We start from the raw sequence: 16,883 nt of genomic DNA, 5'->3' as shown, positions 1-16,883 counted from the left end.
TTCAAGCTGGCCGGGCCTGGTGTGGATTTATGCATTTAATAATCTTCGCCGGCTCGATCACAGTTCTGGCTTGGCTTTGTCGGCACCAGCTCAGGAACCCGGGTTGCCACGGGTTCTATCGGTTTTTTGCCTTTGCTGGTATTGCCTGGCTGCTGATTTACCGTATTGGTTACTGGCACGACAATCTCATTTCCTTCCACCAGTTGGTGTCTAGCGTGTTGATGTTGTTGTCGCTCTGGATGGTGGTTGCAGGCGTCCGGGAGTTCCGTCTGCGGGGAGGGCATCGGAAGAGCGGCCAACTGCCGGAAAATTTTAGTTTTGAAAATACCAGCCATCTGGTAACAACGGGAGTCTACCAGTATATCCGGCATCCGATGTATACCTCGTTGGTGCTGCTTGCCTGGGGGATTTTCCTGAAACAGTTTTCCTGGTATGGACTGCTGGTGGTGACCCTGGTCACTTTAGCGCTTTATTTGACGGCGCGAACGGAGGAGCGCGAAAATCTGGCCTTCTTCGATGAGGCCTATGAACGCTACCGCCGCTCCAGCAAGCTGTTTCTCCCCTTTCTGGTATAACGAGACGCAAGCCAGCGTACTGAAACCGACCGGAACCACCTGTGATTGCTATTAGCCAGCTTGAATTCAGTTACACACCATCGGCAAGCCCGGTGCTGAAGGGGATCGATCTTGATGTGCCCGACAATGCGTTATTCGGTCTGCTTGGCCCTAACGGCGCCGGCAAGACCACGTTGTTGTCGCTTCTGGCCGGCTTGATTCCGTGTCCGCAGCAGTGTGTTTTCATTAACGGCAAGGATTTGTCTACCCCGGCTGGTCGTGCTGCCTCTAGGGTTTCCCTGGTGCCGCAGGAGTATGCCTTTTATCAGCCATTAACCGTGCGGGAAAACTTGGCTTTTTTTGCCGGTGTTCAAGGCGTGCCGGCGAAGAAAATCAAACAGCGAATTCAGCACGCGGTCGCACAAACCGGGCTGAAGGAAAGGCTTGACAGCCGCGCGGGCAAATTATCCGGAGGGCTTAAGCGACGGCTGAACCTGGCCATCGGCTTGCTGGACCAACCCCGCTTGCTGTTATTGGATGAACCAACGGTGGGTATCGACCCCCACTCCCGGCACTTTATTCTTGAAACCATTCGTCACCTGGGTGCTACCGGTACCACAGTGATTTACACCTCCCATTACATGGAAGAAGTAGAAGAGTTATGTGATCGTGTGGCCATTATGGACCACGGTCGGATACTCCGCAGCGGTGCCCTGGTTAAGTTGCTGGCCGAGGCGCCTCAAACCGGACATCGTCGAAAATCCAGCCTCGAGTCCCTGTTTCTAGATCTCACTACTCGCGACTTGAGGGACTGAAATGGGCGTTATGATCGCACTGATCCGCAAGGAATTGCTGCTGCTGTGCCGCGATCCCCATGGCCTGCTGTTACTGTTCATTATGCCCGCTATATTTGTGCTGATTATGACCTTTGCTCTGCAAAATCAGTACGCCGTGAACAAAAAAGTGACACTGGATTTCCTGCTTTTCAGTGAGGACGACAGTGGGCTCAGCCGCGCCTTTGAGCGCGAGCTGGCCACTATGGAACCACTGCGGCGATTGCCGACACAGAGCGACTGGGAGGAAATGCAGGCCCTGGCGCAGGCGGATAAAGTGAAGTTTTTGGTCCGTGTGAAGCCCGGTTTTGATCAGTTGCTTGTCGATCGCGAGCCGGCGGTCGAAATTCTGTTTTCGCCCGGAACGTCGCCGATATTTGCCAGTGTTGGACAAGCCCGGGTCACAGAACTGCTGAACCGGTTATACCTGCGTTATCGGCTGGCAACCATGCCGGGTGTGCAAAGCAATCTGGAAGCACAATCTTCGGATCTCGTTCAAACGCGTTCCCTGTATGACGACAGTGGCGCTATGCCGTCATCGGTGCAGCAGAATGTGCCCGCATGGTTGCTATTTGCCATGTTTTTTATTGCCGTCCCACTGTCGACTACTCTGATCAACGAGCGCCAACAGGGTACTCTGCTGCGGCTGCAAAGCATGGGTATTGGCCCGGTAAAGCTGCTGGCCGGTAAGGTGATTCCGTTTTTCATCGTCAACTTGTTACAGGTGGCGGTATTGTTTCTGATCGGTCTGTATATGATCCCGCTATTGGGTGGTGATCAACTGACTTTGGGTGAAAATCCCGAAGGTCTGATATTGGTTGCGGTGGCCGTTAGCCTGGCCGCGGTCAGTTATGCGCTTTTGGTCGCGCAGATTGCGAGTACCATTGAGCAGGCCACGATTGTTTCTGGTGTCCTTAACATTATTATGGCCGCACTTGGTGGCGTAATGGTCCCCAGGTTTTTAATGCCTGATGCCATGCGAGAAATAGGCAGTTACTCGCCTATGTCCTGGGGACTCGATGGTTTCTTTGACATCCTATTACGCAATGGCACAGTGGTGGATGTCCTGCCGGAAGTGGGCGCCCTGTTGGGGTTTGCAGCGCTTATGCTGAGTATTGCTATATGGCGTTACCGCCGTGCTGCCCCGGAACGGGGATAACGCACATGTCAGTCAACAACATTAGTGATGGTATGAATACGTCGAAACTCAAAACAGAGCTCAAGGAATTGATTGTCGAGGAATGCGATGTGGATATTGAAGCCTCCGATATTCAGGACGACGAATACCTGATCGGACCGGATAGCCGGCTGAATCTGGATTCGCTGGACGCTCTGAGCATTTCTCTGGAAGTGAAACGCCGCTACAAAAAACACATTGACAGTGGTAACGAAACTCGTATGGCATTGGCCTCGGTAACGACCTTGGCGGAATTCATTCTTGCCGACTGACCCTGGGTTATTGAACTCTCAATGAAAGATCTAAAACGATCAGCGACAGCACCCGTCAGAATTGTCGCCAGTGGTATTGTCAGTGCTCTGGGCAATGGCAAGCGCAGCAATCTCACGGCGTTGTTCAACGATATTGCCACCGTCCCGGGCCGGCTATCTCTGCCGCATTTCGAAGCGCCCATCGAGGTTCCTTATCAAGCTGTCCTAGGTGCTCCGGAGTCAGCAGAAGGTCGCATGCACTGGTTGTTGAATCAGGCGATTGGTGAGCTATTGGCTGAGCATCCATTGACCTTGGAGCAGCGCGCCACTATTCCGGTATTTATCGGTTCTTCCTGTTGGGGAATCGGTATTGCCGAGGAAGGATATCGCCAGCAATACCATGACAACCCTGAAACTGCCATTCCGCTGCCCCTCGACGGCTTCAGCCAGATCAGCCGGTATCTGCAGCAGCAGTTCAGCTTTCACGGTGCGGACTTTGCGCTCAATACCGCCTGTACGGCTACTGCCAACGCTATACTCAGCGCCGCCGCAGCCATTCGCACCGGGGTCAGTGACCATGCCTTGGTGGTTGGCCTGGAAATCCGAAACGATACCACTTTAGCTGGGTTTCATGGCATGCAGTTGCTGGCGCAGAAGAACATGCGCCCATTTGATCGGCAGCGTGATGGTTTGGTGCTGGGTGAAGGCTGCGGAGCCATACTGTTGTCAAAATGTGAAAGCGATAACCCAGGTGTTTTGCTTCAGGGGGGAGCCAGTAACTGCGATACCTTCAGCATTTCCGCGTCTAACCCGGATGGCAGCACCATTGCGGCGGTGATGGCCGATGCGCTGGACCGAAGCGGCATTGCACCTTCCGATATTCAGGCGATCAAAGCTCATGGTACCGCTACGCCTCTGAATGACGTTGGCGAAGCCGCCGGTATGCGCCGCGCTTTTGACAACGTACCGCCGTTTTTCTCTCTGAAAGCGGCGCTGGGGCATACGTTGGGCAGTTGTGGCGTGATGGAAACCCTGCTGGTTGCTGCTGCGCTTCTAGAGGGCAGGCTGCCTGCCAGTGCCGGGTTTTCCGAGCCCGACCCCGTCCTGGGAGTGGTACCGATGTCACAGCCGCTGGCGGTGGGCCCTGGTCATTATTTGCTGAATTTTTTCGGATTTGGGGGCAATAACTCCAGCCTGATTATTCGCTATCAAGTCTGAGTTAACCCCGGGATTCGAATCCATGCTCGATATTATTGCCATCGGAGGTCAGTACCAGACCGTTGATCCCGATCAGGGCCTGGCCAATCTGAGAGCCGCTGCTACGGCAGCGTGTCGCGAACGTTTCCGACGCATTGATCGGTTCACCCAGATGGCACTGATTGGTTCAGCTCAATGTATTGACGGCGCTGACGTTAAACACGATGCGGGGCTGTACATCGGCTCACGCTTTGCCTCGTTGGGCAATATCACGAAGGTTCATGAGCAGATGATCTGCAGCGGTGTGGTGCCCAAACCCGCCAACTTCATCAATACCCTGAGCAACTCGGCCGGCTACTTTGTTGCCCGCAACCTCGGGCTGCGCCATCGGAACCTCTTTGTCTCTCGGGGCGATGCCTCAGTGGTTGCTGCTCTGCAGTTGGCGGCCATGGATATCGGCACGGGAGCTGTATCGCAGGCATTGGTTGGGGCGGTGGATGAAGCGGTTCTGCCGCTTGAGCATCATCGCTTTCGTCTCGGGCTGGAAACGGGTACGGAGGTTGGCGAGGGCAGTCATTGGTTCTTGGTGGCGCCTGAGGGCAGGGCTGACAGCCTCGCTTCGATAACAGATATGGCCACTCTGGTAGACGAGCGCGCGCTAGATCAATGGTTGAACCAACTGGACCCGGCGACTGAATATCGAGTGTCGCTGTCGCCCTGGACTCAGCAGCGCATGACATCAAGTTGCTTACAAAACTGGCCAATGCTGAAAGGATTTGATCCGGCGTTGGCAGCGTATCCGGGCCATGCTGCCGGCGCCTTGATTCGCTATCTGCAGTCGGGCGAAAACTCACCCCTGATTGTGATCGCCGCCGATACCGATGGCCGCTTCCACACTGTTGTCACCTGGCCAAAGGCGGCGTTTTAGGTATCAACGTAATTTGAGTTCCAACAGTTGTCGATAGCCCTGTTGTTCCATATCGGCCACCTTGCGCAGCTGTGTGGCCAGCTTGCCATAGTCCAATGCACTTCGCCCTTTAAGCATCTTGGCCGCATAAAGCGCAAAGCGGCGCCACTCATCACCCGCATCGGTGAACTGGTCCGCGGCTTGCGCCAAGCCTTCATGAGAAAGCAAGTGTGCCGACTCCTGCAGGAAGGACGCGAACAGAAAACGGAAGCCGGCACCGCCGGTTCCAATCTCTTCTTGCATGCGCACCATGTGGCCGATAAGCAGCTTGTTGCAGTGTTCGTTGGCGGGTGACAGTTTTTCTATGTGCCGGGCAACGTGGCGAATGCCCCGAACACCGATAAAGGGCAGGGGCGTGCGCAGCATCATGTTAACGGTTGAGCGAATAGCTCCTGGGATAGCGGCGGTCAAATCCGGGGTTTGAGTGATGGTTTCCGGGTAATAAATCAGCCCCTTCGGAGCCAGCACACCCTTGGCGAATCGCGCCTGCTGTAGAGAAGCAACATCCGCTCGAACCGGCTGCTCAAATGTCGGGTCGCTGATCAGGTAGTCTTCCGCGTCTTTGCCATAGGCCACCATGTTATGGGCATTGAAGTGGAAACGCATGCTTTCCGGAAAGTAGGGCAGCCAGTAAATCGACGCCTGCAGGCCTACTGGAAATCCTTTTTCCAGGTATTTGTCCAGCGCTATTGTGCCGTCTTCCGGGCAGCGGAAGCGCTCGAAATGGAAGCGAATGCTCAAGCGCTTGCTCAACCCGCGAATGATGCGACCGGGGGGCATGCGGTAGGCCAGCAGTGGCATTCCTCCCACTTTTACCAGCGGAATGTAGGCGTAGGTGAGGGCAGAGGACAGCCCGAATATCATGGGCTCGGACAAATCCAGACCGTTATGGCGCAGCAGGGCTGCCACCGCACCACTTTCGCAGTGAGCGGTCTGCTGGTGATTGAAATCAGTCATTTTGTGGTTTGTCTTCCGGCGGGAGAGTGCGCAGTTGCTCGGCCGTCATGTGGAACGCTTCTTCATGGCGCTGCATCTTGCGTGGTGTCAGGCGTTTGAAAACGGTCGGTTTCAGATGTCTGCGAACCTGCCAGCGAAAAAAGCCCGTGGCTTGTGCCAGAACCGTCACATCCATTCGGTGGGCGTACATGTGATATTCCAGCGGAGAAGCGAGGCCTTGTTGCACCCGTTGACGAGCTTCACGACTAAAACGGTTGTACTCTTCTATGGCCTGATCCAAAACAACGTCTTCTGCTTCCCAACCGCTTGACAGCGCTGCAGTGTACTCGCCGTCGGCGTTAAGGGCATATAGGCGCTTTTTTTGGCCGTCGAACGACCGGGACGTGTCTTGAGGTACGTCGTCCAGTTTCATAATTGGTTTTGATGGTCACACACGGTCAACATCATAAAAGACGAAGAGAAACGGCCACTTTCAGGTACCCAGCAAAGCAGCTTTTGGCCGAGTTCCAATTTGCCGGACTGGTAAAGCTCCTCAAGCATGATGTAGATCGATGCAGAACCGGTGTTGCCTTTATCGGGTAGATTAGTGGCCCAGCGTTCGAACGGAATCTCCAGTCCGCCGTTTTTAATGCTCTCATAGACACGCTCGCGGAAAAAGCCGGACGAATAATGAGGCAAGAACCAGTCGATATCATCAGCGGAGAGCTGATGCTTCTCGATTACCTCGGGCAGATACTGCTCGATAGTGGTGGCAACGATATTCTCATCAAGCAGGCGGATATCCTGCTTAACGGCAAAGATCGACTCTGTCAGCCAAGTTTCGTGAGGTAGGTCTTTCCAGCTTTCCAGGCTGCCGTCTTCACGCTTGCGGGCGCCAGCGTACATACAGGCGTCCAGCTGATTGGCAAAGGAGCGGATATCAATCCAGTCGACTCGTAACGACAGTCCCTCCTTGGCTGGGATAGGTTCTAGAGCAACTGCACCGGCACCGTCTGACAGCATCCAGCGCAAGAAATCTTTATCAAAAGCCACTTCCGGCTTTTTCTTAAGGGTGTCTGCAGAGGTAGCGGCCTCTGGTTCGAACAGCTTGCCGCGCAGGACCGCCGACGCCACTTCTGAGCCTGTACTCACCACCCGTTGATGTTCACCGGTGGCAACGGACATCCAGCCATACTTGAGCGCTGACATTCCAGCCAGGCACACACCTGCTGTCGCCACCACCTCGCAAGGAGGGGATGCGAGTTCGCCATGAACCATAACCGCATGATTGGGCATCAGTTGGTCAGGCAGGCTAGTGCCACATACCAGGCAATCCATGCCTTTACTGAACCGGTCGCCCAGCGCGCGAATGGCTTCTGCAGTCAATTCTGCGTTGGTATGAGTGCGCTCGCCGGTTTTCGGATCCACCGCGTAATACCGGTTCTTGATCTTGTTACTTTTTAGGATTACCCGTCGTGCTCGTGAAGGTTGAGTGCCAGCCTGGCCAAGTACCGACTCTATATCGTCGTTACAGACAGGTGCATTGGGCAGCGCCGTGGCGATGGCGGTAATATAAACGTTCTTCATATGTTAAACAGCTCGGTAACTGGCCGGGGCCGGAAGGTGAAACAATTTAGAGTCTTATTCGCCCGAGGGTGCACTGAAATAGGTTTTTTGCCGCGCAATGCGCTTGCGTGTCAATGGCGAAATTAGACGTTTGATCAGTATTCCTGCCGGAACCACTGTCAGAATCATGGTCACCAGGAAAACTGAATAAAACATCAGGACCGGTTTGCGTTGCCACGCCCCCCGCGGGCCAAGTGCCCGAAGCAGTCGGCCCCACAGACGAAACGCCCGCTTTCCGGTTTTCTCACTGGAAATTAGCCCCTCGTTGACCTGGACGGCTGACAGTCCCCGGAACATCTCTGAAGATATTTCACCTTTGATTGTCAATCGGTCGCGAATACGCCGACCAAAGCGTTCACTGGCAGCAATCTCTTTTTCTGAAACGCCGGCTCTTGGGATCAGACCACCCCAGAACGGCCCTTTGCGGCCGGTGAGCACCCAAAGGGGCGTGGAAAAAAAGCTCAGCAGCGAGCCGGCTTCATCCACCATCGCCACATTACCGACCAGGCTGGCATTCAACTCCGTCAGTTTCTGTTTCATATCTTCCTGAGCCATCAGCCACATATTCCGACAAGCGATCAGCGTAACCACGGGCTTGCCGTCAAGCAACTGCCTGGCACGCGGATGCTGAAGAAATGCCGTCATTGGCAGAGCGGGCGATAGAAACCATACTTGGTACGCAAGAATGACAAGATCAAAATCTTCGTCACCGAGAACACTTGGGTCTTCAATAGGAGGCGGGTCTTGGTAAACAGATTCGGGAAATGCGTCGAGAAATTCCAGAAAAGGCCAAGGAAACGGGAAATCCTCCACCGGACGGATATTTTCGAATGTCACTAAAATACCATCCGATTCGACCAGTGGCCTCGTACACTCCCTTACCAAATTATCAAGCTGCCCGCTCTGGGAATAATGTACGACCAGAACCTTCTTCATTGTCAGCTTCCAGAGCTCAGTGCCAGAATCGCGCGAATTAAAAAACGGTCACGCCCTTGATATCGGTATAGTGGACGACTATAACACAGGACCACTTTATCTGGATCCTCAGAGTACAGTTGAAGCCATGCAATTTAGCTTTGAAATATCAAGATCCCACCCGGCCATGCCCGGTCATTTCCCGGGAGCTCCAATTGTTCCGGCGGTGGTGTTAATTGAACACTTGGTGCGGAAGCTGGAACAGGCGACTGTCAATTCGGTAACCAACATTCGACAGCTGCGCCTACTGGGGCCAATAGAGCCTGGCAAACGGATTGACGTCGAGTGCCAGGAAAAAGCATCAGACACCTGGCGCCTGGTCTGTGCGGTGGCCGGCAAACCCGTAGCCAAAGGAATATTCAGCAGCCAACAACTGCAAACTGGCTCAGGCAGGCGTTCGGTCTATGACCAATCGAAATATCAATCCGCCCAAGTGGTGTGTGAACAATTACCCCATGCTGGCGCGATGCAACTGATCAAGGAGTTCGCGCTGATTGAGAATGGTGCACAAACCCGTGCAGTTATCACCGACAATCACCCCTTGGTCGATAAAGATGGCCTGCCTGCATGGGCGACGCTGGAGTACGCTGCACAACTGATGGCATGCCGGAAACTCAGCATGGGCGGTGAGCCAATGAGCAGGGCGGTGATCGTACTGGTGCGGGCATTGAAGCGCTATACGGGTGAATCAATGCCGGTGGAAGGGGAGTTGATGGTGGAAGTGATTGAGGAGGTTGTCCAGCCAGGCGCGGTTCAGTGCGCATTTTCCTCAGTTTACGGTAAAGAAGTGATTGCAGCCGGCGAGTTTATCGTTGTTAGTGAGAGCTGAAACGAAAAATGCCGCTAATTCTTTCGAATCAGCGGCATTTTAAAATAAGTGGCTCCCCGAGCTGGGCTCGAACCAGCGACAAACGGATTAACAGTCCGTTGCTCTACCAACTGAGCTATCAGGGAACAGCATCAAGTCGGCGCGGATATTATTCGCTTTTGGCGCCGGAGTCAACACCCTGAAATAAAAGGGTTGTTAGCGTTGACTCACAGTAAAGGCACCAGGTGGGGCCAGACATTATCCAGCAAAATGCTTTGGGCCGGTTCTGTGGGGTGAATGCCATCGCTTTGCATTAAGCTGTCAACGTTGTAAATGTCATCCAGAAAGAAGGGCACCAGTGCGGAGTTGTAGCGCTGCGCCAGATCTCCGAAAATTGCCGCGAAAGCCTGGGTGTAACGGTCGCCGTAATTGGGCGGTATTTGCATACCCACCAGTAGGGTTTGGGCGCCGGCCTGCTGGCTGTTTTTAAGCATCGAGGCCAGATTTTTTTCGATCACTTGCGGTGGGAAACCGCGCAGGCCATCGTTGCCGCCCAGCTCCACAATCACCAGTTGTGGTTGGTGCTTGTTCAGTAAATCCGGCAGCCGGCGGGCTCCGCCGTCGGCTGTTTCGCCGCTGATGCTGGCATTTACCACGCTCCAGTCGTTGTGGCCATTGTCGGCCAGGCGTTGGCGCAGCAAATTCACCCAAGCGGTTTCTTCCGGCACGCCGTAGGCCGCGCTCAGGCTGTCGCCCAGTACCAGTAGGGTGTTGGCACTGATCAAACCGGGCGTCATAACCAGCACGAATAGCAGTGCAAATGATCTGACCGCCGGTAAAATCGTATTCTTGAACACAGTATAGTCTCCCAAATTTTTCGCCACAGGACAGGATTAATCAGAGCCGTGAATCAATCTAATGACCAGCTGCAACCGAATCCCCACGTGATATTGCGGGTCAGCAAGCTGACACACAAGGTGGACCTTGAATCCAATACGCTAACGATCTTGCAAGGGGTCAACCTGGAAATCAATCAGGGCGACTCCGTCGCTATTGTCGGGCGCTCCGGCTCCGGAAAAACCACGTTGCTTGGCCTGCTGGCCGGGTTGGATACGCCGAGCGAAGGCAGCATTGAGCTGGACGGTGCAAACATCAGTGCTCTGAGCGAAGACGAACGCGCCGCGCTGCGGGCCCAAAGAGTTGGCTTTGTGTTTCAGTCATTTCAATTACTGCCGGCTTTGACCGCTCTTGAAAACGTGATGTTGCCGCTGGAACTGGCCGGTCGCCAAAATTCCGAAGCGCGAGCGCGGGAGCTTTTGCAGCGGGTAGGCCTGGGGGAGCGTCTGACGCATACCCCGCGGCAGTTATCCGGTGGCGAGCAGCAGCGGGTGGCCATAGCCCGCGCCTTCGCCTGCGAACCTGCGATTCTATTCGCCGATGAACCCACCGGCAATCTCGATAACCGTACCGGCAAAGACGTATCGGATTTGCTGATGGCACTGAACCGCGAGCAGGGCACCACCCTGGTGATGGTGACTCATGACGAACAGCTGGCGGCTCGCTGTGTCCGACAGTTCCACATTGAGGGTGGCGTGTTGAGCGAGCCGGAAACTCGCCAGAAGGCAGCAAGCTGATGGCCGCCACCGGTAAATTACAGTCGGTGCGCCGCGAATGGCGCGAGCGGGATGTTCGGGTGGTGCTGGCGGCGCTGATTATTGCCGTGGCCACGGTGGCGACCATCGCGCTGTTTGCCAGCCAGTTGCAGCGCACTCTGGTGTCATCGGCCAGCTCATTCCTGGCGGCTGACCGCCAGCTGGAATCGGAAAACGGCCAACCACTGCCGCCGGCCTGGCTCGTTGAGGCGCAGCAGCGTGGATTGGAAACGGCAGAAATGACTGAGTTTTCCACCATGGTATTCGGCGGTGGCAACTTCCAACTGGTTTCGGTAAAAGCTGTCAGTGATGGTTATCCGCTGCGTGGCGAAGTCGAAATTCGCACGGGCTACGACGAGCCACGGCAAACCTTGAAATCTGGCCCAGCTCCCGGCGAGGTTTGGATAAACCCGCGTTTGCTGCGCTTGCTGGAATTGAATGTGGGCGATGAGCTTGAGCTGGGCACTCGCAAGTTGGTGATTGGCAGTCTGCTGGAGCGCGAGCCTGACGGCGGCTTCAGCCTGGCAGCGTTGGCACCACGGGTTATGATGCACCAATCCGATGTGGCATCGACCAGCGTTTTGCAAGAAGGCAGCCGGGTCAGCTTTGTGTATCTGTTTGCCGGCGACGCGGTTGAGCTGTCGGGTTTCGAGCAGTGGCTACAACCCCAGCTGCAACCCAGTCAGGAATGGCGCAGCGTGCGTGACGGTGAAACCCTGTCGGCCTCACTGGAGCGGGCCGAAAGCTTCCTGCTGCTGGGCGGCAGCCTGGCCGTACTTCTGGCCGCGGTGGCGGTGGCAGTGGCCAGTCGTCAATACGCCGTGTCGCAGCGCGATACGGTAGCGTTGCTGAAAACTCTGGGCGTCGGCAGCCCTCGCATCGGCCGTTTGTACCTGCGCCGACTGGCCGTTTGGGGCGTTGTCGGCATGGTCGGTGGTTTGCTGGTGGCTTTACCGTTGTTCTGGGGCCTGAGTCAGATATTGGGTGATGTGTTGGATCAGCCAGTAGACGTTTACCTTGACCCGAAGGCTCTAACGCCGGCGGTTCTGACGGCCCTGGTGTCGCTGTTCGCTTTTGCTTACCCGCCCATACGCCGCCTGCGCAACGTACCCGCTATGCGGGTGCTGCGCAGCCAGCCGGGGGAATCTCGGCGCGAGCTGGTACCCGACTTTATCATTGGTATTGTGGGTGTGTTTGGTTTGGTGTGGGCTTACGCCGGCGATGTGCAGCTGGTGCTGGCTTTATTAGTGGGCCTCGGCCTGCTTCTGTCCACTTTGGTGTTGTTGGGCTGGATGTTGGTGCTGGGCTTGCGCAAAGTGCGCGGCGGCGGCAATGCCTGGCGCCTGGCGCTGTTGGGTCTTTACCGGCACCGCCAGGCTAGTTTGTCGCAAATTGCTGTATTCGCCATGACGCTGATGCTGGCCACCACCCTGATTTTGGTGCGCACCTCTTTGCTGGACGACTGGCGTGCGCAGCTGCCTGAAGGCGCGCCCAATCACTTTATGGTGAATATCAGCCCCCAGGCCGTGAACGATATTAACGAATTCTGGAACAGCCGCGGCCAGCCTCTGGACGCTATGTACCCCATGGTGCGTGGCCGCCTGACGTTGCTCAACGGCAAACCGGTAAAAGAGGCAGTCAGCAAAGACGAACGGGTGAATGCGTTGAACCGCGAGCTGAACCTGACCTGGATGGACGCGCTGCCAGAAAACAACCGCATTGTTGATGGTGAATGGTTCGCCCCGGGCAAAACAGATGGCGTATCGGTGGAATCTGAGCTGGCTGGAAAGCTTGGCATTACGCCGGGTGACGTACTGACCTTCACCATTGGTTCGGAGCAGATCACTGAAACCGTGACCAGTATCCGCAGCGTGCAGTGGGACAGTATGACCCCCAACTTCTACGTGGCGTTTTCGCCAGATAGCAGTCTGCGCCAGTTGCCGGCAACCTGGATCACCAGTTTCTTTTTGCCAAAAACGGCGAAAAACGAACTGAACGCATTCTCCCGTCAATTCCCCACAGTATCGGTGCTTGAGGTTGACAATATTATCGAACGTATTCAGCTGATTGTGGTGCAAATTACCCAAGCCATCGAGGCTATTTTAGGGTTGATTCTGGCCGCTGCACTGGTGGTGATGGCGGCGGTGGTCAGTGCCACTTTGCAGGATCGCCAGCGCGAAGGGGCACTGCTGCGTACCTTGGGCGGTCGTCAGAGTTTGCTGGTGCGGGCAACCATGCTGGAATTCGCGTTGCTGGGAGGTTTTGCCGGTATTCTCGGCGTTGTTGCGGCTGAAGCCGCGGTCTTTGCGCTTCAGATGAAAATGTTTGAAGGGGATTTCCGTGTTCACTGGCTGGTCGTGCTACCGATTCCATTTATCAGTGCGGTGGTGCTGTCGTTGTTCGGACGCTGGCAGTTGCGTCCGGTGTTAACCGTGTCGCCGATGCTGCTGTTGCGGAGGCTGGAGTAATTTCCAGCGTTAATGTCTAGCAGCTTCGCAGCCTTTCGGCTGCGAAGCTGCTGCTTATACCGCGCCCGAGTTTATCCGGCCCAAGCGTTTTCCAGCACTGCACGCACGTCTTTCAAATCGGCTTCTTTCGGGTTGAACATGATGGCGCCGTCGTCCAGTGCCATCTGGGCAATGGCTTCCAACTGGTCATAGGTGACTTTGCCGCTTTCTTTCAGGGTGCGCGGTAATTCACACTGCTGGTACAAGGTATTGCGCATCTTGCGAAGGGCGGCAATGCTGGCTTCGGCGCGGCGACTGGAAGGCGTGGCGGAATACACTTCCGGGCCATCCAAATAGAGCAACAGTTCACCCAAAGGCTGGCGAATGGTTTCAAGGTTGTATTCCAGCACGTAGGGAAGGTACAGGCTCATGCACAGGCCGTGGGGCAGGTGGCAGATAGCGCCCGTGGCGTGGCCAAGCGCGTGTACCAGGCCCACCATGGAGTTGGAAAACGCGATGCCCGCCATAGTGGATGCCTGCGCCAACTCCAGGCGGCCGTCGACGTCTTTGGGGTTGTCCATCACCTTGGGCAGAAACTGGCTGACCTTTTTGATGGCCGCTGTGGCATAAGCGTCGCTGAGCGGGTTCTTCGCCATGCAGGTGAAGGCTTCCACCGAGTGGGTCATGGCATCCATGGCAGTGGCCGCAGTGATGTGCGGCGGCAGGGTGACGGTCATTCGCGGGTCAATAATCGCCGCGTTGGGCAGCAAGAATGCCGACGTAAAGGGCAGCTTCACGCCTTTTACCTCGTCGGTAATGACCGCGACAGACGTCACCTCCGATCCGGTGCCTGCGGTGGTAGGCACCACAAAAAACGGATTCAACGGATGCTTGATCACACCGGCACCGCTGTACTTGGCTAGATCGTCGCCGCCCTCAGACACCAGAATATTCACCGCTTTACCAGTATCAATGGCCGAGCCACCGCCTACGGCGATAATAGAGTCGCACTTCTCTTTGCGGTAAAGCGCGGCAATGGTGCGCACCACGCTGGTGGACGAGTCGGGTGGCACGTCATCAAAAATACAGACAATTTCTAAACCGCTGTCTTCGCAGGCGGCAATCACCGGGTCTAGCAAGCCGACCGCGCGCACGCCCTTGTCGGTCACAATCATCGGGCGCTTGGCGCCAATGCTGGTCAGTTCGTAGGGTATGTGTTCTAAAGCGGCTTTGCCGGCAATCACTTTGACCGGGCAGAAGAACTCGTAATATTGGCGGCTCATGATGCTCTCGCTGTTTTAATAAAATGGGTCGCAACTTTCAGATAAATTCGGGCGGCGCTGATGAGTTTTTCAGGCAGCTGCAAATTGTGTGGGTAAGCTTTCACCGCCCGCTCGGCCACCAATTTTGGTAAAATAAAGACTTCCAGACGGTTCAGAATGCGGGTCATACGCACCGCGTAACTGATGTCGCCATCCACCAGCATGCGATCGTTGGCGAAAGCCACCGACGTTTTTTCCTGGAACGAAAGCACTAGAAATGCGTGTTCCAGGTGTTTGAATTTTATTGATAAATCGATCGGCCGAGGCGCTTCTCCGCTGTGGTATTTAAAGCGCCCGTCGCCGACGTGCTCAATCATCAGGCTGGCGCCCTTGGGCATCACCATCATCTGAAATAGAAAACCGATGGGCAGTGGGCGCGCTTCATTGCACACCTCGTCGTCCACCTCGCTGACCGCCTGCAAGGCTCGGCCCATTACCTGAAACATAATGTTTACATATAGCCGCTTGGCTTTTGAGCCCAATGGCCGAAGGTGCTTTGTTGCCATGGTTATTACCCACTGTGAATGTCACTGAGCGTATTTTTAGAGTGATTACTCTATAAAGTCAATCCGGCTTACCGAGCTGTCGCTCAAAGCCGTGACTGTGATCATTTTTTGCCATAAAAAAACCGCAAGCTTTTAAGTCTGCGGCTTTAGAAACTACGATTAACGGGTTACTGGGTCAGACGCGTCAACTTTGCCTGAGCTTCCTGACCGATCTCTCCGCCGGCCTGCGCAGCGGTGCGGTAATTGGCAACGGCCTCACCACGATCGTTCTCTTTCACTGCGATGTCGCCCAGGCGTAGAAACGCAATGGACGTAGGCACCGACTGGTTGGCCTGGTTCAGATTGTCTTTGGCCTTGGCCAGATTGTTCTGTTCCAGCGCGTTCAAGCCGTTATAGATGCGATACACATACATTTCCGGGTAAAGCTCGACCGCTTTGTCAAAATCCTTACCGGCTTTGTCCAGATTTTCCTGTTGCTGGTATAAGCGGCCGCGCAGGTTGTAGAACATCGCTTCGCGCGGGGCCAGCTTGATTGCCTGGTTCACCTTGTCGATGGCCGCCGCGTATTCTTTTTTACCAGCCAGTTCCACCGCTTCGTCGTGAGCGTCGTAAGCGGGCTGCAGCTTACGCAACAGCGCTGTTTTTTTCTGGTACACGTCTTCACCACGATAACCTCCGCCGCCGATTTCACTGACCTGCTGCCGGTTCTCTGACACCCGCTTAGCCGAGGGAGGGTGGGTTGCGAACATCCCGTCGATAAAACTGGATTCGCGTCCTTGGGACATTTCCAAAAAAATCTGTTGCAGTTCTACGGCGGCCTGAGGGTCATAGCCGGCTGCTTTCATATAGCGGATGCCGTAATGGTCCGATTCCAGTTCGTCGCCCTGGCTGTACTGCGCCAGCGCCAGTTGTGCGCCAACGGCCGCACCGCCCATCACCATCCCAGCCCATTGGTTATCTGTCAGCGCCAGGCCTAAAGCGCCCACCCCCAAGCTTATAATCTGTGCCTGCTGCATGCGCTGCACACTATGGCGAGCGGCGGCGTGCACAATTTCGTGGCCCAGCACCGAGGCCAGTTGGGCTTCATCGCTTAGGGCGGTCAGCAGGCCCCGGTTAATGGCGATTTTACCGCCGGGCAGGGCCCAGGCATTGGGCACGCTGCTGTTCAGCACCACAAAATCGTAGGGCAGGTCAGGCCGGTCGCTCACCGCTGCCAGCTTCATGCCGACTTCGCGTACGTACACGGTCAGTTCCGGGTCGACATAAAACTGCCCGCCCTGGGTTTGCTGGGTGGGCTTGTACTGCTCGGCCCCCATGCTCAATTCCTGATTTTCCGGAATGATGGACAGTTGGCGCTCCCCGGTGACCGGATTGACTGAGCAGCCGGCCAAAGTAAAAGCCAGCGTTAGCGCAGTAAGTAGGACTTTCAACATCTGGGATTTGGTGATTGGGTTCACTGCGAGCTCCTGCTAATTCAAAAGTTATGGGAGCTTTATAGCATAGGTGGCGTTCCGTCTTGCTAATCACCAACGTTAAATCCGCTGGCTCGTTAGCCTTGAAATGCTTCCGGGTGGCCCCATTTCTGCTTCCATGATCCATGGCGTTGCACAAATCGCCACTTATTTTATGTTC

Annotated in this window: 17 protein-coding genes and 1 tRNA gene; 9 read left to right on the top strand and 9 right to left on the bottom strand. The window is 55.4% G+C overall.

Annotated elements, in window-relative coordinates:
• The first annotated feature begins 29 nt into the window (after positions 1-29).
• From MIH18_RS04075 to MIH18_RS04050, 6 genes are read left to right on the top strand one after another with little or no spacing between them, the layout of a single operon-like run.
• Entirely contained in the window at positions 30-575 is a 546-nt protein-coding gene (locus tag MIH18_RS04075) for an isoprenylcysteine carboxylmethyltransferase family protein (protein WP_249013993.1), read from the top strand.
• Positions 576-616: 41 nt separating this feature from the next.
• Positions 617-1,369, top strand: a complete 753-nt coding sequence (locus MIH18_RS04070; RefSeq protein WP_249013992.1) for an ABC transporter ATP-binding protein — start codon at positions 617-619, stop codon at positions 1,367-1,369.
• Position 1,370: 1 nt separating this feature from the next.
• A complete protein-coding gene (locus MIH18_RS04065) occupies positions 1,371-2,546 on the top strand; it encodes an ABC transporter permease (RefSeq protein WP_249013991.1) in 1,176 nt (391 codons plus the stop codon).
• A gap of 5 nt (positions 2,547-2,551) precedes the next feature.
• On the top strand, positions 2,552-2,836 hold the full coding sequence (locus MIH18_RS04060) for a hypothetical protein (RefSeq protein WP_018403591.1): 285 nt from the start codon (positions 2,552-2,554) through the stop codon (positions 2,834-2,836).
• A gap of 21 nt (positions 2,837-2,857) precedes the next feature.
• Entirely contained in the window at positions 2,858-4,033 is a 1,176-nt protein-coding gene (locus MIH18_RS04055; RefSeq protein ID WP_249013990.1) for a beta-ketoacyl synthase N-terminal-like domain-containing protein, read from the top strand.
• Between the two features lie 22 nt (positions 4,034-4,055).
• Positions 4,056-4,940: a beta-ketoacyl synthase N-terminal-like domain-containing protein gene (locus MIH18_RS04050; RefSeq protein WP_249013989.1), complete on the top strand. Its 885-nt coding sequence runs from the start codon at positions 4,056-4,058 to the stop codon at positions 4,938-4,940.
• A gap of 3 nt (positions 4,941-4,943) precedes the next feature.
• Here MIH18_RS04050 and MIH18_RS04045 read toward each other — a convergent pair whose 3' ends face one another.
• Genes MIH18_RS04045 through MIH18_RS04030 form a run of 4 tightly spaced genes read right to left on the bottom strand, consistent with a single transcriptional unit; the run spans position 4,944 to position 8,477 of the window.
• Positions 4,944-5,936: a BtrH N-terminal domain-containing protein gene (locus MIH18_RS04045; protein ID WP_249013988.1), complete on the bottom strand. Its 993-nt coding sequence runs from the start codon at positions 5,934-5,936 to the stop codon at positions 4,944-4,946.
• Positions 5,929-6,348 (bottom strand): hypothetical protein, encoded by a 420-nt coding sequence (locus tag MIH18_RS04040; RefSeq protein ID WP_249013987.1) that lies wholly within the window; start codon positions 6,346-6,348, stop codon positions 5,929-5,931. Before MIH18_RS04040 ends, MIH18_RS04045 begins: the two co-directional genes overlap by 8 nt.
• The gene (locus tag MIH18_RS04035) at positions 6,345-7,502 is read right to left on the bottom strand and encodes a beta-ketoacyl-ACP synthase III (protein ID WP_249013986.1); all 1,158 of its coding nucleotides are present in this window, start codon (positions 7,500-7,502) and stop codon (positions 6,345-6,347) included. Before MIH18_RS04035 ends, MIH18_RS04040 begins: the two co-directional genes overlap by 4 nt.
• A gap of 54 nt (positions 7,503-7,556) precedes the next feature.
• Positions 7,557-8,477 carry a dialkylrecorsinol condensing enzyme gene (locus MIH18_RS04030; RefSeq protein WP_249013985.1) on the bottom strand — a complete coding sequence of 307 codons (921 nt, stop codon included), beginning with the start codon at positions 8,475-8,477 and terminating at the stop codon, positions 7,557-7,559.
• 19 nt (positions 8,478-8,496) lie between these two features.
• Here MIH18_RS04030 and MIH18_RS04025 point away from each other — a divergent pair, with 19 nt between their 5' ends.
• Positions 8,497-9,345, top strand: coding sequence for a hypothetical protein (locus MIH18_RS04025; protein WP_249013984.1), 849 nt, complete (start codon positions 8,497-8,499; stop codon positions 9,343-9,345).
• Positions 9,346-9,394: 49 nt separating this feature from the next.
• Here MIH18_RS04025 and MIH18_RS04020 read toward each other — a convergent pair.
• Together MIH18_RS04020 and MIH18_RS04015 are read right to left on the bottom strand one after the other, a co-directional pair.
• A tRNA-Asn gene (locus tag MIH18_RS04020) sits at positions 9,395-9,470 on the bottom strand.
• Between the two features lie 81 nt (positions 9,471-9,551).
• Positions 9,552-10,181, bottom strand: coding sequence for an arylesterase (locus MIH18_RS04015; protein WP_283164835.1), 630 nt, complete (start codon positions 10,179-10,181; stop codon positions 9,552-9,554).
• 48 nt (positions 10,182-10,229) lie between these two features.
• Between MIH18_RS04015 and MIH18_RS04010 the strand changes: the two genes are divergently transcribed.
• Together MIH18_RS04010 and MIH18_RS04005 are read left to right on the top strand one after the other, a co-directional pair.
• Positions 10,230-10,958, top strand: a complete 729-nt coding sequence (locus tag MIH18_RS04010; protein ID WP_249013983.1) for an ABC transporter ATP-binding protein — start codon at positions 10,230-10,232, stop codon at positions 10,956-10,958.
• Positions 10,958-13,444, top strand: a complete 2,487-nt coding sequence (locus MIH18_RS04005) for an FtsX-like permease family protein (RefSeq protein WP_249013982.1) — start codon at positions 10,958-10,960, stop codon at positions 13,442-13,444. Before MIH18_RS04010 ends, MIH18_RS04005 begins: the two co-directional genes overlap by 1 nt.
• A 71-nt stretch (positions 13,445-13,515) precedes the next feature.
• Here the strand turns inward: MIH18_RS04005 and MIH18_RS04000 are convergent, their stop codons facing one another.
• The 3 genes from MIH18_RS04000 to MIH18_RS03990 all read right to left on the bottom strand — a co-directional run bounded on the left by MIH18_RS04000 (position 13,516) and on the right by MIH18_RS03990 (position 16,708).
• Positions 13,516-14,706: an iron-containing alcohol dehydrogenase gene (locus tag MIH18_RS04000; protein WP_249013981.1), complete on the bottom strand. Its 1,191-nt coding sequence runs from the start codon at positions 14,704-14,706 to the stop codon at positions 13,516-13,518.
• On the bottom strand, positions 14,703-15,251 hold the full coding sequence (locus MIH18_RS03995; RefSeq protein WP_249013980.1) for a hypothetical protein: 549 nt from the start codon (positions 15,249-15,251) through the stop codon (positions 14,703-14,705). Before MIH18_RS03995 ends, MIH18_RS04000 begins: the two co-directional genes overlap by 4 nt.
• A 167-nt stretch (positions 15,252-15,418) precedes the next feature.
• Positions 15,419-16,708 carry a M48 family metalloprotease gene (locus MIH18_RS03990; RefSeq protein WP_249013979.1) on the bottom strand — a complete coding sequence of 430 codons (1,290 nt, stop codon included), beginning with the start codon at positions 16,706-16,708 and terminating at the stop codon, positions 15,419-15,421.
• Positions 16,709-16,883 lie beyond the last annotated feature (175 nt).

This window comes from Marinobacter sp. M3C, assembly GCF_023311895.1.
In the GTDB taxonomy this organism is placed as follows: domain Bacteria; phylum Pseudomonadota; class Gammaproteobacteria; order Pseudomonadales; family Oleiphilaceae; genus Marinobacter.
This window is presented reverse-complemented; position numbering and strand designations above follow the sequence as displayed.